General features: G+C 46.1%; 19 protein-coding genes. 6 read left to right on the top strand and 13 right to left on the bottom strand.

Annotated features, from left to right (window positions below; translation table 11 throughout):
• Window positions 1–20: 20 nt before the first annotated feature.
• The 6 genes from QTP81_RS11805 to nhaD form a co-directional block, all read right to left on the bottom strand.
• Window positions 21–854, bottom strand: coding sequence for a nitrate- and nitrite sensing domain-containing protein (locus tag QTP81_RS11805; protein WP_289365720.1), 834 nt, complete (start codon window positions 852–854; stop codon window positions 21–23).
• Window positions 855–1,019: 165 nt separating this feature from the next.
• Window positions 1,020–1,682, bottom strand: coding sequence for a tRNA (guanine(46)-N(7))-methyltransferase TrmB (gene trmB / locus QTP81_RS11800; protein ID WP_434532985.1), 663 nt, complete (start codon window positions 1,680–1,682; stop codon window positions 1,020–1,022).
• On the bottom strand, window positions 1,683–2,456 hold the full coding sequence (locus tag QTP81_RS11795; RefSeq protein WP_289365718.1) for an ABC transporter permease: 774 nt from the start codon (window positions 2,454–2,456) through the stop codon (window positions 1,683–1,685).
• Entirely contained in the window at window positions 2,456–3,388 is a 933-nt protein-coding gene (locus tag QTP81_RS11790; protein WP_289365717.1) for an ABC transporter ATP-binding protein, read from the bottom strand. Before QTP81_RS11790 ends, QTP81_RS11795 begins: the two co-directional genes overlap by 1 nt.
• 162 nt (window positions 3,389–3,550) lie before the next feature.
• Complete coding sequence (pdsO, locus tag QTP81_RS11785) at window positions 3,551–4,276, bottom strand: sortase-associated OmpA-like protein PdsO (protein WP_289365716.1); 726 nt, start codon at window positions 4,274–4,276, stop codon at window positions 3,551–3,553.
• 126 nt (window positions 4,277–4,402) lie between these two features.
• Window positions 4,403–5,809, bottom strand: a complete 1,407-nt coding sequence (gene nhaD / locus QTP81_RS11780; RefSeq protein WP_289365715.1) for a sodium:proton antiporter NhaD — start codon at window positions 5,807–5,809, stop codon at window positions 4,403–4,405.
• 311 nt (window positions 5,810–6,120) lie between these two features.
• On the opposite strand from nhaD, the gene pdsR reads away from it, so the two are divergent.
• Both pdsR and pdsS read left to right on the top strand, forming a co-directional pair.
• Window positions 6,121–6,813, top strand: coding sequence for a proteobacterial dedicated sortase system response regulator (gene pdsR, locus QTP81_RS11775; protein WP_289365913.1), 693 nt, complete (start codon window positions 6,121–6,123; stop codon window positions 6,811–6,813).
• A gap of 2 nt (window positions 6,814–6,815) precedes the next feature.
• On the top strand, window positions 6,816–8,975 hold the full coding sequence (gene pdsS / locus QTP81_RS11770) for a proteobacterial dedicated sortase system histidine kinase (RefSeq protein ID WP_289365714.1): 2,160 nt from the start codon (window positions 6,816–6,818) through the stop codon (window positions 8,973–8,975).
• Here the strand turns inward: pdsS and QTP81_RS11765 are convergent.
• The 3 genes from QTP81_RS11765 to QTP81_RS11755 all read right to left on the bottom strand — a co-directional run bounded on the left by QTP81_RS11765 (window position 8,953) and on the right by QTP81_RS11755 (window position 11,114).
• Window positions 8,953–9,861, bottom strand: coding sequence for a LysR substrate-binding domain-containing protein (locus QTP81_RS11765; protein ID WP_289365713.1), 909 nt, complete (start codon window positions 9,859–9,861; stop codon window positions 8,953–8,955). The two genes, pdsS and QTP81_RS11765, sit on opposite strands and share 23 nt — an antisense overlap.
• An 83-nt stretch (window positions 9,862–9,944) precedes the next feature.
• Window positions 9,945–10,640: a pirin family protein gene (locus QTP81_RS11760; protein WP_289365712.1), complete on the bottom strand. Its 696-nt coding sequence runs from the start codon at window positions 10,638–10,640 to the stop codon at window positions 9,945–9,947.
• Window positions 10,641–10,649: 9 nt separating this feature from the next.
• Window positions 10,650–11,114 (bottom strand): DoxX family protein, encoded by a 465-nt coding sequence (locus tag QTP81_RS11755; protein ID WP_289365711.1) that lies wholly within the window; start codon window positions 11,112–11,114, stop codon window positions 10,650–10,652.
• 216 nt (window positions 11,115–11,330) lie between these two features.
• Between QTP81_RS11755 and QTP81_RS11750 the strand changes: the two genes are divergently transcribed.
• Window positions 11,331–11,627: a hypothetical protein gene (locus QTP81_RS11750; protein ID WP_289365710.1), complete on the top strand. Its 297-nt coding sequence runs from the start codon at window positions 11,331–11,333 to the stop codon at window positions 11,625–11,627.
• 42 nt (window positions 11,628–11,669) lie between these two features.
• On the opposite strand, the gene QTP81_RS11745 is transcribed toward QTP81_RS11750, so the two are convergent.
• A complete protein-coding gene (locus QTP81_RS11745) occupies window positions 11,670–12,731 on the bottom strand; it encodes a CNNM domain-containing protein (RefSeq protein WP_289365709.1) in 1,062 nt (353 codons plus the stop codon).
• A gap of 423 nt (window positions 12,732–13,154) precedes the next feature.
• Here QTP81_RS11745 and QTP81_RS11740 point away from each other — a divergent pair, with 423 nt between their 5' ends.
• A complete protein-coding gene (locus tag QTP81_RS11740; protein WP_289365708.1) occupies window positions 13,155–13,832 on the top strand; it encodes a transporter substrate-binding domain-containing protein in 678 nt (225 codons plus the stop codon).
• A 4-nt stretch (window positions 13,833–13,836) separates the two neighbouring features.
• On the opposite strand, the gene QTP81_RS11735 is transcribed toward QTP81_RS11740, so the two are convergent.
• Window positions 13,837–14,949, bottom strand: coding sequence for a cystathionine gamma-lyase (locus tag QTP81_RS11735; RefSeq protein ID WP_289365706.1), 1,113 nt, complete (start codon window positions 14,947–14,949; stop codon window positions 13,837–13,839).
• 242 nt (window positions 14,950–15,191) lie between these two features.
• Here QTP81_RS11735 and QTP81_RS11730 point away from each other — a divergent pair, with 242 nt between their 5' ends.
• Window positions 15,192–15,746, top strand: coding sequence for an NAD/FAD-utilizing enzyme (locus QTP81_RS11730; protein WP_289365705.1), 555 nt, complete (start codon window positions 15,192–15,194; stop codon window positions 15,744–15,746).
• A 92-nt stretch (window positions 15,747–15,838) separates the two neighbouring features.
• Here QTP81_RS11730 and QTP81_RS11725 read toward each other — a convergent pair whose 3' ends face one another.
• Entirely contained in the window at window positions 15,839–17,077 is a 1,239-nt protein-coding gene (locus QTP81_RS11725) for a serine hydrolase domain-containing protein (RefSeq protein WP_289365704.1), read from the bottom strand.
• Window positions 17,078–17,202: 125 nt separating this feature from the next.
• On the opposite strand from QTP81_RS11725, the gene QTP81_RS11720 reads away from it, so the two are divergent.
• The gene (locus QTP81_RS11720) at window positions 17,203–18,681 is read left to right on the top strand and encodes a LytTR family DNA-binding domain-containing protein (RefSeq protein ID WP_289365702.1); all 1,479 of its coding nucleotides are present in this window, start codon (window positions 17,203–17,205) and stop codon (window positions 18,679–18,681) included.
• Window positions 18,682–18,710: 29 nt separating this feature from the next.
• Here QTP81_RS11720 and QTP81_RS11715 read toward each other — a convergent pair whose 3' ends face one another.
• Window positions 18,711–19,145, bottom strand: a complete 435-nt coding sequence (locus tag QTP81_RS11715; protein ID WP_289365701.1) for a DUF3291 domain-containing protein — start codon at window positions 19,143–19,145, stop codon at window positions 18,711–18,713.
• Between the last annotated feature and the right edge of the window lie 297 nt (window positions 19,146–19,442).

Below are 19,442 nucleotides of genomic sequence, written 5' to 3'. Positions count from 1 at the left end.
ACACGCAGGGCGATTGTAAATTATACAATTCGGCCGACCTGCTTGAGCTGATGCTCAAAAATCTCATTAATCCCTGTCATAGTATCAGTTGCCAAATCAAAATAGTGGTGGCTGTCGATTGTAATTGTTCTTTCAGATAACAGTTCTGTTTTGATTACCGTAAATAATTTACTCATATTAGCATTGGTTTTCTTGATCAGTCTGTCGTGCTCACGCTGCTCATCGGGCAAATAAGGGAGTTTTTGTAACGTCGTTTCAGATATTTCGGACAAGGCTTGTAGCAAGTCGTTAAGTTTAGTCTTATCTGCGCTAGAGCAGCTTTTTTGAACGACAACACTAGTGCCTATAGCCCGACACTGCCCGACATTTTCGGTGGTGTGCAATAACTCACGCCAAACATACCCCACGTTGTCAAAGCCGTTCAAACATCCGGAAGTTAAATACGCAGACTCTGCCACGTCTTCCAAAAAACAGGCAACATTCATGATCAGTGACGTATGCTGGTCAAAGTTGTAAGACACTGATTTATCACTAGTTTGCTGGGCGAGACGCCCCCAATGATCTTCAATGCTTGCCCAGCGTTCCAGATCGTTGGCGAAAGTAGCATTGATGGTTTCAATGGCGGCAAAAATATCTGCTTTAGCATTGATTAGCTTCGCATTTGCTGAGTTATCGCCTTTGAGCAAAGCGCTCGATAACCCGCGGTGAACTTGAATCAAATAGATTAAGTTTTTGATGCGCTTTATCACCTCTATTCCATCAACCTGACGCAATCTCTCAATGTGTCGTTTACGGCTGCTCGTCACTAGCATACCAGCGATAATGGTTAAGATAAGTAAGACGGTGATTTCCATAGCGTGATCCTGTGTTGGAAAACAAACCTAGCAACCTTAAGCAAATTGCAAACCAAGATATATCTAGCTGTTTTATATAATGCAAACACGAAGACTCGAGGGGCTTTTGCGCCAAATCAGGGCGAAGAGACAGCAATGCACCAAAGTGGGCGGGAACCACCCACCTTACATCCGATGTTGCGTAACTAGCCGCCAGCAGTCCTGACCGCTGAGTAAATACTTGCGCTCAAACGGTGTCATAGGTTCGCCACTGACTGCGGTGAGCTCACTCTCAATACCGTAAATAATCAACGCTAACCTAAACTCTTCTAACAGTAGACGCCAATTACTGCGTACCTCGATAGTCCCGCCTAAAGCAATAAAATCTGGCATTGCTGGGCCCGCATGCCAACGCTTTTGAATCTGACCCGGCTTGGGGTAGGGGTTGGGATACAACAAGAAATGATGGCTTAATTTTATGCCATGTTGCTGCGCGAGGTACCAAAAATCGTTCACATCAGCGCGTATCACTTGGTAGTTGCTCGAAGCATTGGTGTAGCTTGTATGCTTAGCTAAGCGCGCAGCAGACTTATCAATGCCAATGACTTTTGCATCCGGATACTGCGCAGCGATTACCGCTGTGCTCTCGCCTACACCGCAACACGAGTCAAAAATAATTGGCCCTTGCCAATCCCCTAACCACTCTATGGCAGCATCAAATGCCAATTGCGTATGCTCGCTCACCGGTCGTCGCCGCGGCGCCTGTTGATAGCGTTTTACGTACTCTTCAAGCTTATCGTGAACCTCGGTTTGAGTCGTATTGATGGGCCGAACGCTGTAGCTCATGATTTAACTGCGAATACCCACACCGCGTTGCAACAACACGTATGCCACGATAAATAACAGCACGTTGAAACCGACCAACAAGCCAACCGAAATAGCCACATTGACATCGGAAACGCCCAAAAATCCATAACGGAAACCATTTACCATATAAACCACCGGATTGGCTTTGCTTACCCACTGCCAAAAGTCGGGCAATAATGACAATGAGTAAAAGACACCGCCCAAGTAAGTTAAAGGCGTGAGCACGAAGGTTGGAATAACCGAAATATCATCAAAGGTTTTCGCATAAATTGCGTTGATCAATCCGGCAGTGGCAAACAAGGTCGCAGTTAGTACCAACGTTAATACAATAACACCAAGGTTATGGATGGATATATCAACAAACAGCATAGCCACTGTCGTGACAATAATTCCGATCAGTAGTGCTCGCGCTACCCCGCCGCCAACAAAGCCCATAATGACAACCCAAGTTGGCACAGGGGCTACGAGTAACTCTTCGACATTACGCTGAAACTTTGCACTAAAAAAGGACGAGGATACGTTGGCATAGCTGTTGGTAATGATCGACATCATGATCAAACCCGGAACAATAAATTCCATATAGCTAAAGCCGCCCATCTCGCCAATACGGCTACCAATTAAACTGCCGAAAATTACAAAATACAGGCTCATGGTAATCGCTGGAGGCACTAAGGTTTGCACCCATATGCGTAAAAAACGGGTGCACTCTTTAATCCAGATGGTGCGTAGCGCGACAAAATATAAGTGATTAATCATTACGCCCCCACTGCCGCGTTGGCGCGGCCTTCTTCGACTAAACGCACAAATAGCTCTTCTAAACGATTGGCTTTATTGCGCATACTCATTACCTGTACACCTTGCTCGGTCAGTTGTGAAAACACCGGACTTAATCCTTCAGACTTGTGCACGTCCACCTCAAGCGTATGATCATCAACTAAGCGTGTAGTGTAATTGGGTAACTCAGGCGGCTGCTGGACGGGTTCGATGTCTAACACGAAGGTTTCAACATTAAGCTTCGATAGCAGCGCTTTCATACTCGTGTTTTCAACAATTTGCCCTTTATCGATAATAGCGATATTGCGGCATAAGCTTTCAGCCTCTTCCAGATAATGCGTAGTGAGAATAATCGTTATGCCTTGCTGATTAATTTCTTCAAGAAAGCGCCACATGGAGCGGCGGATTTCGATATCCACTCCTGCTGTCGGCTCATCGAGAATAAGCATCTTGGGTTGGTGCATCAACGCTCGCGCAATCATCAGGCGGCGCTTCATACCACCTGATAATTCACGTGCCGGAGAGTTGCGTTTCTCCCACAAATCCAATTGCTTCAGATAGGTCTCTGCTCGCTCTCGTGCAACACCGCGCGGAACCCCATAGTAACCCGCTTGGTTAAGCATAATCTGCGTAAGCGTTTCAAATTGGTTGAAGTTAAATTCTTGTGGGACTAAGCCAATACACGATTTAGCCAGCGTTAACTGATCATCAATCGAATAATCGAAGACCTTCACACTACCGCTAGATTTATTGACCAAAGAGGAAATAATACCAATTGTGGTTGACTTGCCCGCGCCATTTGGCCCGAGCAATGCAAAGAAATCGCCTTGCTGAACCTGCAAGTCGATACCGCGCAGCGCCTGAACGCCACCCTTATAGGTTTTTGTTAACCCTTGAATATCCAAAGCGAACATGCCAATCCCATTTATTGAAGCGTGAGTTGAGAATTGTGGAGTTACCGAGTTTAGTTCTGTTTTGCACGTGTAACGTATTGTCATTATGACAAATTTCAAGGGGAAAGGCAGAAAAATGCCACTGACGCCATGGGCCTGAACGTCAGTGACATACGGCAGGAACTAGTTTTGTGCGGTCAGCATTTTCTCCTTCGGCGCAATCATCAATACGGCTTTACGGTCAAAAAATAGTGACTCAAACGACGCATTGGCATCACTCGCTGCTTCGCCTTTGGCACTGATAGTAATGCGATCTTGCGATACACCGGCTTCAATCAAGGCGTTTTGTATTGCGCTGGCACGATGCTTCGACAGCACGATATTTTGCTCGCTATCACCGCGCGGGTCTGCATAACCTGCGATATGAATCGATAAGTCTTTTGCACTTAACAATAGATCACTGATTAGCGCTAATTGCTCGGTGTATTCTGGCTCGATACTCGCAAGTCCGGTCCGAAATTGAATGGTAGTGGTTAATTCGGGTAATAATGGTTCAGCTTCTTCAATAATGGTCACTGGCTGCAACATGGCTTTCTGTTGCCAAGCGACTAGCTCATCTTGCATAGCCACTAATTCCATCTGACTACTCGCAATTTGTTGATTAGCAGCCACTAATTGGGCTTCTTGCTCGACATCATTGCCAACCATTAAACCAATAACACCACCCACTACCGCGCCAACTGGGCCCGCAACGATTGCGCCCATCGTCGCACCTGTAGCGCCACCAAGGATAGTTGAATTGGATTTTTCTGAATCTGCCGAGGTATCAGCATAGACATTACTCGGAGTGCCAATTGCTAGCGTGACCGCCATTGCAGCGCCTGTCAAAAGTGTCGTTAATTTTTTCATCGTGATTTCCTTTTGGGTAAGTTGAATTTTTGCTTCCCAATAAGTAAATCACCCAAGCTTGGCAACCGAGTGGCGTAATCCTGTTAAGTTGCTGATCAATTATGGCGAAAAGATGGCGGGTAAGCGTTACCCACCGTTTATCCAGAAATGCACCATAATACTCGCCGCATAACCCAAGGCGATAACCGGCGTCCAACGCAAATGAGTAAAGAAGGTGTAATATCCACGTGCCTGCCCCATCAGTGCCACACCAGCTGCTGAACCGACAGAAAGTAAGCTACCACCAACACCGGCGGTTAAAGTAACCAATAACCATTGGTTGTGTGACATATCCGGCAACATAGTTAACACCGCAAACATAACGGGAATGTTATCGACGATGGCGGATAACATTCCTACCAAGATGTTAGCTCCTGTTGGGCCAAAGGTGCCATACATAAATTCTGAGGCCAAGGCTAAATACCCCATAAAGCCCAAACCGCCCACGGCAAGAATTACCCCATAGAAGAAAAACAACGTATCCCATTCGGCTTTGGCAATTTTTGAAAAGATATCGAAAGACTCCGGATTGTTGTGTGAGCCGGGAATGCTATCGGATTCGTGGTACTGATTGTGGGTCAGACGCTTTAAGTAATAGCTGTAAAGCTTGAGATAACCCAACCCAAACATCATGCCGTAAACCGGCGGTAAGTGCAGAAAGTTGTGGAAACTGACGGCTGTTACAATCGTTGCGATAAACAGGCCCACAATCACTATACCACCGGTTTTTATGGGGGTTTGTTGGCTTACTGCCGTGTCGGGCTTACCTTTGGGTAACGCAAACGACATGATGACCGCTGGAAGTACAAAGTTTACAACTGCAGGTACAAATAACGCGAAAAACTCAGTAAAGGAAAGGATACCTTTTTGCCAAACCATCAACGTTGTAATGTCACCAAAGGGGCTGAACGCCCCACCAGCATTAGCAGCAACAACAATGTTTACGCAACCAATGCCAATAAATTCCTTGTGGCTTCCGCCCACTGCTAAAATCACCGCACACATTACCAATGCTGTTGTCAGGTTATCAGCGATAGGCGAGATGAAAAACGCCAAGATCCCCGTCAGCCAAAAAATACCACGATAACTAAACCCCTGAGCCGTAAGATTGTCGCGCAAGGCGTTAAAAACATTGCGCTCCAACATGGCGTTGATGTATGTCATGGCTACCAGCAAAAAGAAAAACAGCTCGGCGTATTCGAGGAAATTATGACGAATAGCCGATTCAACCACCGCTGATTGTCCAGTACCGGCATAGGCGATCGCAATTAGAATCCAAATAATACCCGCAGCCACCAGTACTGGCTTGGATTTGCGCATTTCTATTTGCTCTTCAAGAATGACAAAAATATAAGCAAAAACAAACACACCAATGGCTACGAAGCCTTGCCACGCAGTGATTAAAGAAAAGGGGGTGCCCTCAGAAGGCGCAGCCGCATGCACATCAAGCGATAAACACGCTGCAATGAAGCCGAAGAGTATCCGAAAGTACATAATAATTCCGTTGTAGTTAGACTGATTTCGACAAAGCAGGCATAGAGATTGCCAAAACAGTGCTAACAGCACTCTTAAAGGCGTGATTTTGCCGTTTGAAGCTGCCCTGTGAAAAATGCCCGTGCACCATATATCATCGAGCTTAGATAGCAAGCGATTATTCGATTCACGGCATTAATAGTGGCTATTAAGGTGGCAAAAATATCGCCAAATGTGGCAGAAAAATGGAAATTCAGGTTAAAGCACCGTATTCAGGCAAAAGTCAGTTACACTGTGGCATCTTAGCAGCATTAAATCTTTGTTATGTAGTTATGAAGCGAATCGCTCTGGTTGAAGACGACCAAACATTACGAGAAAACTATACCGAAGCTCTCACTCGACAGGGCTATAGTGTCAGCGGCCATGACAACCGCACTGCGGCAGAGAGTGCATTCGCAACGCGCTTGCCTGATTTAGCCATCATTGATATCGGTTTAAAGCATGAATATGATGGCGGCTTCCAATTGTGTCAGTACTTACGCAATTTATCATCAACTGTACCCATCATATTTTTTACTGCTCGCGACAATGATATCGATACCGTCAGCGGTTTGCGCATGGGCGCGGATGACTATCTGACCAAAGACATTTCATTACCCCACCTTTTAGCACGGATCGCTGCGCTGTTTCGACGTGCCGAGTTGCAGCATTTACCCAGTGATGAAAGTGCGATGATTGAAGTGAATAACTTACGATTAGACAGCAATCGCATGTTGTGTAGTTGGCGTCAGCAACCTGTTGATTTAACCATTACCGAATTTTGGATGCTTTATTCTCTCGTCAAAAAGCCCGGGCATGTAAAAAGTCGCCAGCAACTGATGGATGATTCAAAAATGGTAGTTGATGATACGACTATCACCTCCCATATTAAGCGCATTAGACAAAAATTTAGTGCCTTAGATGAGCATTTTGACCATATAGAAACGCTCTATGGCATGGGTTATCGCTGGCGAGCCGCTGATTAGTAATGCGTATACCCATTCGCGCACAATTGTTGGTCATGTCGTTATTTTTGACCGCCATTCCCATCATTGGTTATCAATATGTTTGGGAATTAGAATCCTATCTGCGCGCCGGGCAGGAACAAACCATGATTGGCACGGCGCGAGCAGTAGCAAGTGCGCTGCATGAGCGTCAAACGCTATTTGATTCACCGGCAACACAACGCGAAACCGTCCGACCCGGCACAGATCTATACGCCGTGCCAATACGAGCACCGATTGTACTCGACGGCAAATTCAACGATTGGCAGGACGCTGAACCATTGGTCCGCCACTATGACGAACGCTATCGGATCGATGATACTGATGACCCTTTTGCACAACCTGTGAGCTTGCGCTTTGATCACGCCGTTGGCCGCTATCAGCAATTTGTGTATGCAATGTTTGCGGTAAAAGACAACGTATGGATCCCTCGAGGCGCCAATGCTAGAGGCATCGAGAACAACGATCATCTTTTGATAGCGATGAGCGACAGCGAGGGTAATATTCAACGCTTTGCAATTGCACCACGAGCCGGAGGTTGGGTGAACGGTTTTCGTCTGGAGCCACAGCCAAATAGTTATGAAGTACTGGGCAATGAGACACAGATTCAGGGGCAGTGGGTCGCTACCGAGGATGGTTACAATATTGAGATTCGCTTTCCATTTGCGATGACAGGTGGTGATTTAGCGTTCGCACTAGTCGATGTCGATGAGTCTATTCGCGCTACACCGGTCAGTATTATCGGTACGGCAAATCCGAATCAGCAAAATGAGCTAGGTACTATTGCAAGCCAATCCACAGCTATCGAAGAACTGTTGCGCAGCTTACAGTACGCTCGTTCACGCGTATGGGTCGTCGATAAGCACTTAAGAGTACTGGCGCGTGCAGGTGACATCCAGCAAGCGGAAGGGCTGCGCGCCACTCGGCGCTCGTCTGGGGCACCACAGTGGTGGCAATACATTGAGCGCGAATATTTATTACCCTTGTATTACACCGTATTGACTCGACCGAGTAATGACTTCATTGACGAACTGGCCAATGCATTCGCTCTGCAAGGCACTGATATTGCCAATGCGCTAGACGGCAATGCTGACGCGTTATGGCGACTCAGTCCTGATAACAAAGCCGTGATTTTATCGGCGGCTCACCCTATTTATGTGGATCAAAAAGTCATTGGCGCAGTCATCGTCGAGCAAACCACTAACGGTATTCGCACGCTGCGCAATCAAGCGCTCGAACAATTGTTTCACGGGATGCTGGCGATCATGATCGTAGCGGTGTTAGTTATCTTGTTGTTCGCCACACGGATATCCAATCGCATCCGACGCTTGCGCGATGACACCGAAGCCGTAATTGATGCCAGTGGCAAAATCGTTGGTGAACTCAAACCGATGCGCCGTTATGATGAAATTGGCGATTTGTCCGCATCGTTTTCTAGGGTTTTAGAGCGATTAACTCACTACACGCAATATCTCGAAAACATGGCGTCACGATTGTCACATGAGCTGCGCACACCGGTCGCAATTGTGCGCTCATCCCTGGACAACCTCGCGGTTATTCAAACTGACGAAAGCGAAAAGGCCTATACCGAGCGAGCCTTAACCGGTATTGAGCGATTGAGTAAAATTCTCACCCGTATGAGTGAAGCTACGCGACTGGAGGCCTCTTTAGCCAGCGTGCAAAAGTTGGCGTTTAACTTAAAAGATGTCGTCTCGGTATGCTGTGAAAGCTATACCGCGATCTACCCTAGCCATTCAATTGAGTTAAAAATTAGCGCTGAGAAAGCAACGGTCACTGGAGCGCCCGATTTATTGGCTCAATTACTCGACAAGGTTGTTGCTAACGCGGTGGAATTTAGTCATTCAAACACGGCTATTGGCCTACATTTGTGGACCGAGCAGCAAACCGCCTTCGTTAGCATCACCAACCAAGGGCAATTACTGCCTGCGGGAATGGAGAAAGACGTGTTTCAAAGCATGGTCTCGGTACGCGAGCAAGCGACGCAACAAGAAGACGTGCACCTTGGATTAGGGTTATACATCGCACGCACTATTGCAGAATTTCACGGCGGTACCATCACAATTGACAACCTTCCCGATCACACCGGTGTTTGCGTTATTCTCAGTCTGCCGTTGAGTAACTAAACCAATCAATTTGACTAATACGCTCATAGAACCACTGTGCAGCTTTGCCTTGCGTACTCTTGGATTTCGCTACGTATAAAGGTATTGGTGGGCGTGGTATATCAGTATATTTAATTTTAAGCTCACCGTTATCGAGCAATGGCTTAATGCTATGCAGAGGTAGAAAACCCACGCCGACTCCGCGCCGTTGCGCTTCAATTTTAAAACGCATCGCACTTACATGCACTGTTTGGCGCGCGTCAAATAGACCCGATGAACGTTCGGGTAAGGACTGCGAAGAGTCTTTCACTACCACAGCCGGAAACTCCCCCACCCGTTTGGTACTGATTGGCTCGGCTTCTGCTGCCAGTGGGTGGTCGGCAGCTACAGCAAAAACCAGTTCTGCATCCCCGATCGGCTGAATATCATAGTTACCACCAATGGTCTCGCCATTTACACCAATTGCAATATCCGCCCGGTTAGAATGCAACGCGTCCCATCCACCGCCTAGCACTTCTTCAATTAGTTGGATATTCACCGGCTTTTGTTGGGCACAAAACTCATGGATCAAATCCAACAAAGGCTGTACAGCTAATAATGTATCGATGGCTATAGTTAAACGCGGCTCCCAACCGGTTTCTAACTCTTTGACTTTTTCACTCAAGCGATTGGCAGCTTCTAGTAATTGTTGGCCTTCACGCAAAATCAACTCCCCTGACGCGGTAAGAACAGCGCGATGGCCCGATCGATCAAATAGCGTTACACCTAAATCTTGCTCGAGTTTATTGACTGTGTATGTCAATGCCGAAGGGACCTTAAATAATGCTTGTGCGGCAGCCGCAAAGGAACCCTTTTCTTTAATGGTGCGAATAACGCGCAAAGATTCCAAATTGATCGGGTGAGACATAGTGAATAAGGAGTAATTTAATTAGGGGGTAGTATGGGCAATTTAGGTTAGTTGAGCAATTGCTCAACCACCTAATCATTGTATTAAGGGAGGTCAAACAGCAGTGCCTTAACAGGCTCATTACCGCGTTGCTGCAACACAAGTTCAGTTGCATCGGTAATTGTAGCGCCATCGCCAGGATGCATTGTTTCGTCATCAAGACCCAAATCGCCACTGATCACGTGGACGTAATAAGTCCGCCCTGTTTGCAACGCCAGCTCGTGAGAGTCATCGCTGTCGAGATTAATATGACTTAAGGTCATATCTTGTTTTATCTGCAGCGTTCCAGCCTCACCTGTAGCAGTGATCACAGGCGTAACCGGTGCTGACAAGTCAAAGCGCTTTTGCTGGTAGCCTGGCTTTCCGCCCATTTGATTGGGCTGGATCCAAATCTGCAAAAACTGCAGTGAATCTTGTTGTGACGCATTGAACTCACTGTGCATGATACCGTCGCCAGCAGACATTAACTGAAATTCACCCGCTGGAAGCAGTTGTTCATGTCCTTCGCTGTCTTTGTGCACCATTGCACCCTTAGTAACCAGACTGATAATTTCCATATTGCTGTGTCCATGGGTGCCAAATCCAGCACCTGCTGCTACTTTGTCATCGTTGATAACCCGTAACGCTGACACTCCCATATGAGCCGGATCGTAATAACGGCCGAAAGAAAAAGTGTGGCGGCTATCGAGCCAGCCGAAGCTGGCTCTGCCGCGTGATTCTGCACGTCTTATTGAAATCACATTTCCTCCTTATTGGTTGTCTGTTGAGTCAGCGAGTTTCGCCGCAACCAAATTATCTAGAGCAAACTTGCCCGCACCACTTAGACCCAGTGATACTGAAATTGCCAGTAAGCTCAAACCAAATTCATAACCGTTGTTACTCATGAATAAACCATTCGGTAAGTGCACTGTCACAATGGCTACGACCATCGTTATTGCCAGTACAAAAGCCGCTGGGCGAGTTAGTAAGCCTAAAATCAGGAGCAATCCACCAAAGAACTCTGCGCTACCCGCCATCAATGCCATAAAGTAACCTGGCTCAAGACCAATAGAAGCCATCCATTGTCCAGTACCTTCTAAGCCATAACCGCCAAACCAACCGAATAATTTTTGCGCGCCGTGCGCGGCAAAGATAATGCCGGCTGCCAAGCGCAAAGCCAGCGGTGCAATTGAATCATTTGAACGAAAAGCGTTTAGTAAAGTTGAAGTAGTCATAGTCATATCCTCTTAATCAAAATTTTTGTTGCAGCTAAAATGCTTGATTTAGATATTAGCGAGTAATGGACATTTTGATAGCGGAAGAATTTGACACAATCATTCAAATTATTTGAATAATATTAAGTGTACTCTAATTTGATCTACATCAACGCGCTTGCCTGCAGATGAGTATAAGGTGTAAACACCACAGATCTCGACTTTTAGAGCAGGTGCATGAACGCGGGTCAATACCTAGAATATCTCAGCGAGCGGCAAGCCTTGTTAAAAAAACAGTTGGCATGCGCTAAAGATGAGTGGCGTTCGTTGCAAAGCGATCAACAGGCAACAGTCAAAGGCTGCCGTGTGACGCAACTTATTGATGATATCAAAACGGCACTGCACCTAGTGAGCACCGAAATCTCACGGTTAGCAAACCCTGAGCCCGTGTGTCGTCGCTGTGGCGTAAAACTGGTCGAAGAGCGTGAACAAGTGACGTTAATCACTCAATATTGTGATAAGTGTTCGAATTAGCCGAGGTCAGGCTTTGCTGACAGCGGTTGATTGAGATTAAACCTAACTGTCTTTATTCGCGTGGGCTTCCGCCAACAACTTTTCTTGCCGCTTAGAAACAATGCGCGCCAACCGCTTCATACTCACTGTATTGTCTTTTTCATCGATGATGTCTACGCCCAATAGCTTTTCTAGTAGGTCTTCTAGCGTCAGGATACCGACGATGCCACCGTATTCGTCCACGACCAGCAGCATATGCACGTGATTTTCGATAAAGTAATTGAAAGTTGCTGATAGCGGCATAGTATCGAGCAAAGTGACTAATGGTTTTACATATTCGCTGAGAGTTTTCTCGCCGTTCCCTCGAGCTTGTGCAATCAGCAGATCTGAGCGCATAACATAACCGGTGATTTTTTCGCTGTCATTGTCTTCATACACTGGAATACGCGAGTACTCGATACTGGCATGCTTGTGAAAAAAGCCTTCAACCGTTGTCGTCTCATCGATTGAGAAGATTCTTGTGCGATGAGTTACGGCTTGTTTTACTTGCAAGTTGTGCAGGTTTAAGACGTTTTGCACGAATGCCACTTCTTGCTTCGCCAATTGTCCTTCTTCTGCACTTAACTTAGCCATTAACTGCAATTCCGTGCGATTTAAACCGCGCAGGGGACTCTCATCCTTAAAGCCTCGGGTAAGCCACTCAGACATTTTTACAAATGGGTAAAGGACTAAAATTAAATATTTCAAAAAATAAGCAGTAAGCGGAGCCAACTGACGCCAAAATGTTGCGCCGAGGGTCTTAGGAATAATTTCCGAAAACACCAAAATCAATAGTGTTAGCACCGCTGAAATTACGCCTAAGTATGCGTCGCCAAACACTGCAGCAGCCTGAGCGCCAGCGCCAGCTGCGCCCATTGTGTGCGCTATTGTATTGAGCGTTAATATCGCAGCAAGGGGTTGATTAATATTTGAGGTTAGCTTTTCAAGCTCAGCACCGGACGGTTTATTTTTGTGCTTAAGAGATGAGATATAGGCCGGAGAGATACTTAAAATCACGGCTTCAGCAATCGAACATAAAAACGAAAAACCCAGTGCAATAAGCACGTAAATTGTAAGAAGGACCATCGGTTCCGCCACTAAACAAACAGTGTTTATTATGCACGCCCCAATCTCGGGTTCAAGTAGAAAACAGCCCTATTAACCACATGGATATTTTGATTGCACAAGTCTATGCTAGCTGAATTGGTATTTTTTCCGGGCTCAACCCTTCTAGTTATTTGTCCGCTTGATCGCCGATCAAATAAGGATATTCATGTTTCGCCAATGAATTTTCAGTTTTGGCGTTAGCAGCAAAGCTGGCACATGCAAATATCAGTGAAGTCGCAACCTTGCTATAAATACATCTTTATCTAAAATACGCAAAGCGAATCGAAACCAGCAAGGAGGCAGAAGTGGGCGGAGTCATTACTCTTACTTTACATGCTAAAAATACATTATTACTCATTATGCTGGTTGATCTTACTATGGCCTCTTGCCGTTGCAGGTGACGTGGATTATCAAATTAATGTATCAGAGTCGATCGCTACGACAATTGAACGTCAAAGAATAGAGCAATTCCTTAATCAAGTATACGCGCCCTTAAATATCCAACCGGAATACGTATATTACCCTTCCCAACGCGGGTTACCATTAGTAAACACAGGCGAAATTGACGCCGAGGCTGCTCGATATGAATTTGCCGTAAAGGAGTATCGAAACCTCATTCAGATCCCGGAACCCTTGGGCACGATTGCTACGGTTATATTATGCAGCAAGGAGCAACACTGCCAGTTATCACCCAATCGGACGGTAGGCGTCTTACAGGGATTTCTAATGGCCAAAGAGTTTTGTCGAAACGAAGATAAGTTATGCTATTTCACCGAGAACCCCTCTGTCTTAGGCAAACTTTTGGATAGCCAAAGAGTGGAGGCAATATTAGTAAGACGCAATCAAATACCCAGTATTGTATGCAATAGTGATAACAATGACTTTTATGCATGGCACTACCGTGATTTTGACCTGCCGACTCACCACTATGTTCATAGGGATAACGAACACCTTGTTGATGCGCTAACCAATTCGATCAGAGTGCAAAAGAATACCTCCATTTATTTGCAAATCACTCAACAATGGCTGGCTAGAGCTCAGCAATGTGGCAAAACCATCACTACTATTCCACAAAACTGACCGTTTATTCACCGCTTAAGCATGCAGTGAGCTCTGCTATTATATCGTCGCACTTCTCACAACCGACACTGAGGCGAATTAAGCCGGGTGACACATTATCTGTCCCCCAGCGAGCGCGACGTTCAGCCATCGTGTGTACACCACCAAAACTGGTTGCCTCAAAAATGGCTGTTGCTTTGTGTAAGAACATATCTGCAGCTTTCTGCGTACCTAAATCAAACGACACAATAAATCCCATATGGCTCATTTGTTGTTGCGCGACTTCATGAGACGGATCTGAACTCAGGCCAGGGTATCGCACTGACGCAACGTTTTTATTCGCGCTTAAAAACTCTGCAACACGCTGTGCGTTTTGCGTCATCCTCTCAAGCCGCATATCCAACGTAGCCAAGCCGCGATGAACTAACCAGGTTTCCATGGGGCCGGGGATATTACCGGCCAATTTACGCCACAAACGGACACGCTCAATACGCTGCGGATCGACACCGGAAACATGACCAAAAACCACATCGCTATGCCCATTTACTGCTTTGGTATCCGCTGACATAGAAAAATCGGCGCCTAAAGCAAGCGGTTGCTGGCCGAGGACCGTTGCTGTGGTATTGTCGATAGCGAGCAGCCCACCTGCTGCATGAATGCGCTTGGCTAGTTGGGCAATGTCCACAACATCTAACATCGGGTTACTTGGCGACTCAATCAACACGAGCGTGACGCCAGAGTAATCAGCCTCCAATAAGTCACACGTTGCTACCAGTTCAATTGCAATACCGTTTGGCTCTAGAAACTCATGTGCATAGGCTCGTGTGGCGAAGTAGCCATCACCTGGCAGCACAACTTTGTCGCCAGTGGTCAACACACTCGTCATGATCGCTGCTGCGGCCGCCATGCCAGACGGAAAGATCACTGTTTCACCGCCCTCGAGTTCAGCTAGACCGTCCTCCAACGCTTGCCAAGTTGGATTGTTAAAACGCGCATATTGATAATCTGCACTATCGCAATCACCAGATAGGTGAAACGTACTGGCAAACACTGGGCCCTGATTAAATGGCATTCCCTGAGAAGCTTTAGGTAATCCGGCGTGAACAACTTGCGTTCCGCGCTGCATTTTCTTTTTCATAACTAGCCAACAATTATTTTGTACGTATATGGTAGAAGGCATTAGCCTAATAACGCAACTGCAAACAAAGCAATCCTTATAAACAATCGGTAATTAGAGTAGCGGGAAAATTTTCATCGTTGAAAGTAAACATTATTCCCCTACACGGATTAAATTGTGCATTTTTTGAGCTGTTCAGCTTGTTGCGGCGTAAGAATTTTCTAATAGCAAGAACAAATATTGTTTTGAGTAGGAGTTATACCATGTTGAGACACTACTACATCAGCGACGATTTAGATGATTTAAAGACTCTCGAAGAGCAACTCGCCAATAATGGCTTTGTCACGCCACAGTTTCACGTTCTCACCGAACAAGACGCCGAATGTGAAAAGCGTCATTTACACGCCATCGAACCCGTACTGAAAAAGGACGTCGTGCACTCTACACAAATAGGGGCAATAACGGGTGTAACAGTTGCCAGTTTGTTGATGATTTTTGCCTGGCTGATGGGCTGGCATGAGTCTCAACTTGGCTGGGTACCAATGATTTTTGTGGCGCTTGCTACTATCGGTTTTTGTACTTGGGAAGGCTGTTTAATCGGCATACAACTGCCACATTATCAGTTCAAACGCTTTCAAAAAACACTTGCGGCCGGGCTTCATGTGTTTTTTGTCGATGTCGATCCTGAACAAGAGCAGGCACTAGACAAAATAGTCGCCACGCATCCTAGATTAAAGTTAGCCGGTACTGACGAAGCCGCTCCGGCTTGGGTTGTGAAAGGGCAAGATAAGTTTATGAAGGTAGCGCGTTCTATTTAGTGTTTGTGCGGTTCAAATAGGTTATAGCTAACTACAGCGTAGTCCAAGAAGGTCCCGGACCAAGTCCGGGATGACGACTTTTTCGCTGCCAGCTAATCTCCTGCCATCCGCTCTCGAATTACCATCCCTGCCAATTCATAGGCCAACATTTGGATTTCACCGCGGCTTTCTTCGCTCTGACCATTCGTCGTAATAGCTACTGCAATATTGTATTCGGGCACTAACAACAAGAATGTATCGGCGCCGAATGAGCGACCGCCGTGGTGAATCACATCAACTTGATTGTCTTCGTCTAGAATGTGACGAGTTTCATAGTGCCGCCAACCAAGCGCATACCCCTGCTGGTTTTCACTACCATCGTACATAGGTTGAACGGTAGTCATTTCAGTGAAACTTTCTGGTTTTAACAGTTGTTCAGATAACAGCGCGCGGCCGAGCTTAACTAAATCCATAGGTGTGGATACAAAGCCGCCCCCAGCAACTTTGTTGGATAGGTTTTGTTCCGGGGTTTCGCCATATAAGCCACCATCTGAACTGTAAAACCCAGCAAGGAGCTTGGTACTTTGCAATTCACTTTCCGCTTGGGTGGATGTCGTACCCAAAGGTTGAGTGACTAAATCAGCAACTAATGCTTCAAAGCGCTTACCTCCGGCTGCTTGCATTACTGCGCTAAGCAAAGTGTAACCATGAGTGGAATAGTTAAACCCTTGTCCAGGAGTAAACAGTAAATCGTCACCTTTAAACTGTTCCAACGCAGCGATAGCATCCACATAGTGCTCATTTGATACACTGTCGGTAGGTGGAAATCGCCTAATGTCAAAACCGTAATGCCGAATACCACTCATGTGGCTGGCCAGCTGGCGCAAGGTAATATCAGCATCGTGCTGAGGGTAATCAGGTAAGTAGGTTTGAATAGGTACATCAAGGTCTAACAGGCCCTCTTCAACCATACGCATCATAGCTACCGCGGTAAGCGCTTTGGATACGCTGCCAATTCGATACTGAGTTGTTGCCGTTGCCTCCTCTAGTGGCTCAACCCGAGCCAGCCCCACGCTGCCGACCCATGCTAAATTACCATCCACTGTCATCGCACCGGACATGGAGACCGATTGAAGCTGGGTTGCTAGCTCAGTCATTTTAACCTGCGCAGATTCCGCCCAAAGATTGCCACTTGCTTCTTCACTAAAGCTTTCATTAAATGTCAGATGTCCTGCAGGTAAAGCTTTACTAGGCGTTTCCCACTTCCACGCCCAATACTGCACAGCACCTGCGTACGAAGCTATAGTAATTAAAATTACAGCGATTACTTTTAGCGATGTCTTAACAATCATCGATGACTCTCCTGTTCGGTTGTGTCGATTTACATATCAAAATGAAAAACCTATATTGTCCGCAGATAATTATGCAGCGATGCTGTTCACAGCAATCAGTATTGGATGATTGACTCAGGAAGTTGATGAATAACTCACAAGCCATGACCAAACGCTCAATGAGCATTTGGCAATTTACACTATTAATATCAGCCGCTTATATAATAGGCCTGGTAATTTCCCACCAAAGCACGGTAATGGAGACAGTGTATTGGTCTGGCTATGAGTTAGAGGAAATCGATGCCAATGGCAACTGGGTTGAAAGCAATCGAATGCGTATCGGTGTTGATGCCGGTATCCAAGAAGTGCGCTTTAGGGTTCAAGTTGATGATGCTCCTCACTGGCAACGCCCTATTGGTTTGATGCTTGGAGGACCATTTTCGGCTCAGGTTTTTTGGGATGAACAAATGGTACTTGAAAAAGGTACTATTGGTGATTCTAAAGCGACAGAGCTTGCAGGGTCGATTGACGCCATAACATTTATTCCGCCAACACTGCTGCATCCGGGCGAGCACCACATACGATTACTGATCTCGACCCAACACCTACTGCTACATGATGACTCGGTATTTCATTACATTTGGCTCACACCCTATCGCGAAAGTGGCCGCCGTGATATGCGTTATTATGCTGCGCCGTTGATCATTCTTAGCGCACTGCTCATTTTGAGTTTGCAAAGCTTTCGCATCGGCCGCAATGCAGGTAATCAAATGCATATCGGTCTCGGGATCTACGGCTTTAGCATCATCGTGTTGTTGTGTTCAGAGGTATCTCGATCACTGATTAATTATTCATACCCGTACCATGAATTGCGCGGCATATTTGCTTGGTTAAGCAATATCTCCGCAGGGGCAGCGCTCATTTATACTTGTTATCAAATCAACAAAACCCGGTTGTCGAAAGGAATACTACTGGCTGGAGTTGCTGTTTTATTTTCGAGCTATTTTTTCCCCATGAACAGCGGTGATGAGCGTTTGGCTTTAGACTTTACTCTACTTGCTTTAGCGCCTGCAGTTGTGTTTTTGCTGGCACTGGTTAGGAAACACATTAGCTACTTAATTACCTTACCGATTTTTTGGCTCTCTTGTGTAGCTTCCAATTTAATCGATACCGGCCTCTTTTTGGATAGCTACCATTTTATCGCGTCGCTAATACTAATCGCCGGCGCCTGGCTGTGGGTTTACGTAGACTTTCGCGTTGCAGCCGAAGAGCAACCAATGCCGCAAGGCTGTAGAGAGTTCCAACTTACCACGCCACAAGGGAGTCGGAACATCGCGGTTAGCGAATGTTATGCACTTAAAGGCGAAGGTAACTACACATCATTATTGTTATTAGACGGTAGTAGCGCACTGCATCAAGATGGTTTAGGCATTATCATGGACAGTGCACCCATCAACTTTGTACGCGTGCACAAATCCTACGCCATCAATACTACAGCAATCGTTAATTTAAAATCAGCGCCAGGCAGTAAATACTGGGCTGAAATGACTAATGGCGAAAATGTCCCTGTAAGCCGTTATCGCGTCGCAGAGCTGCGCAGCATATTGGCAGAAGATAAATCCTAGTTTATTGCCCACAGGGCCGCTGAGGGGTTCTAAATTAGATCTTGTGGTGTATATCTACTTTTCAGACTAAATGCTTGAGGAGATTCACCGTTTCGGCGTAAATATTCTAGCTTCTCCATTGCTTCGGCCAATGTCGGAATATGTCCCTCAGGCACGTACCACAGCACATAAGAATCTTCACCCATTGACACAAACCATTCCTTTTTGCGCTTTAAGAAATCGATATGATCAGTCTTAAACATAAAGTTTTTCAGCACATCCAGGTTTTCCCAGACTGACATGTTAACAATGATGTCCGGCGCATCTTCAACTTCAATGCAAGTAGCATCACCACTTTCATCCTGTAACCGCCAAATAAACCCAGGACTTCTTTCCGCAATCGCATTGATAGGGTCGAGATTATTCACAAAATCAGCCATTTCTGGTGACTCTAAATCAAATTTGCTAACTACATCATGTTCCAAGGAGGTCCCGGACCAAGTCCGGGATGACGCCGTTCTTCGTTTTGACACTAAGGGGAAATCTCACTTTCGCTTAACCGTTGCCGTAATTGAGTATGCTAAAAATGCAACTGTCGTCGGTATGGATGACGACGCCAAGCTTACAAGGACGTATTCACAGCGTGTTGCAGTTTAAGTGTACTTAATTGCGGCTGAAGGCGGGTTTAAACCTCGCAACTTTCCCACAGGCAATAAAAAAGGCCGCCTAAGCGACCTTTCTTTAAGATGTCTTAACTATTAGTCAAGGATCTTAGATACAAC

Origin of the sequence: Neoalteromonas arenosi (assembly GCF_030362855.1) — a bacterium.
GTDB lineage: Bacteria > Pseudomonadota > Gammaproteobacteria > Enterobacterales > Alteromonadaceae > Alteromonas_E > Alteromonas_E arenosi.
The sequence above is the reverse complement of the archived record's forward strand: the minus strand, read 5'-3'. Positions and strand labels throughout refer to the sequence as shown.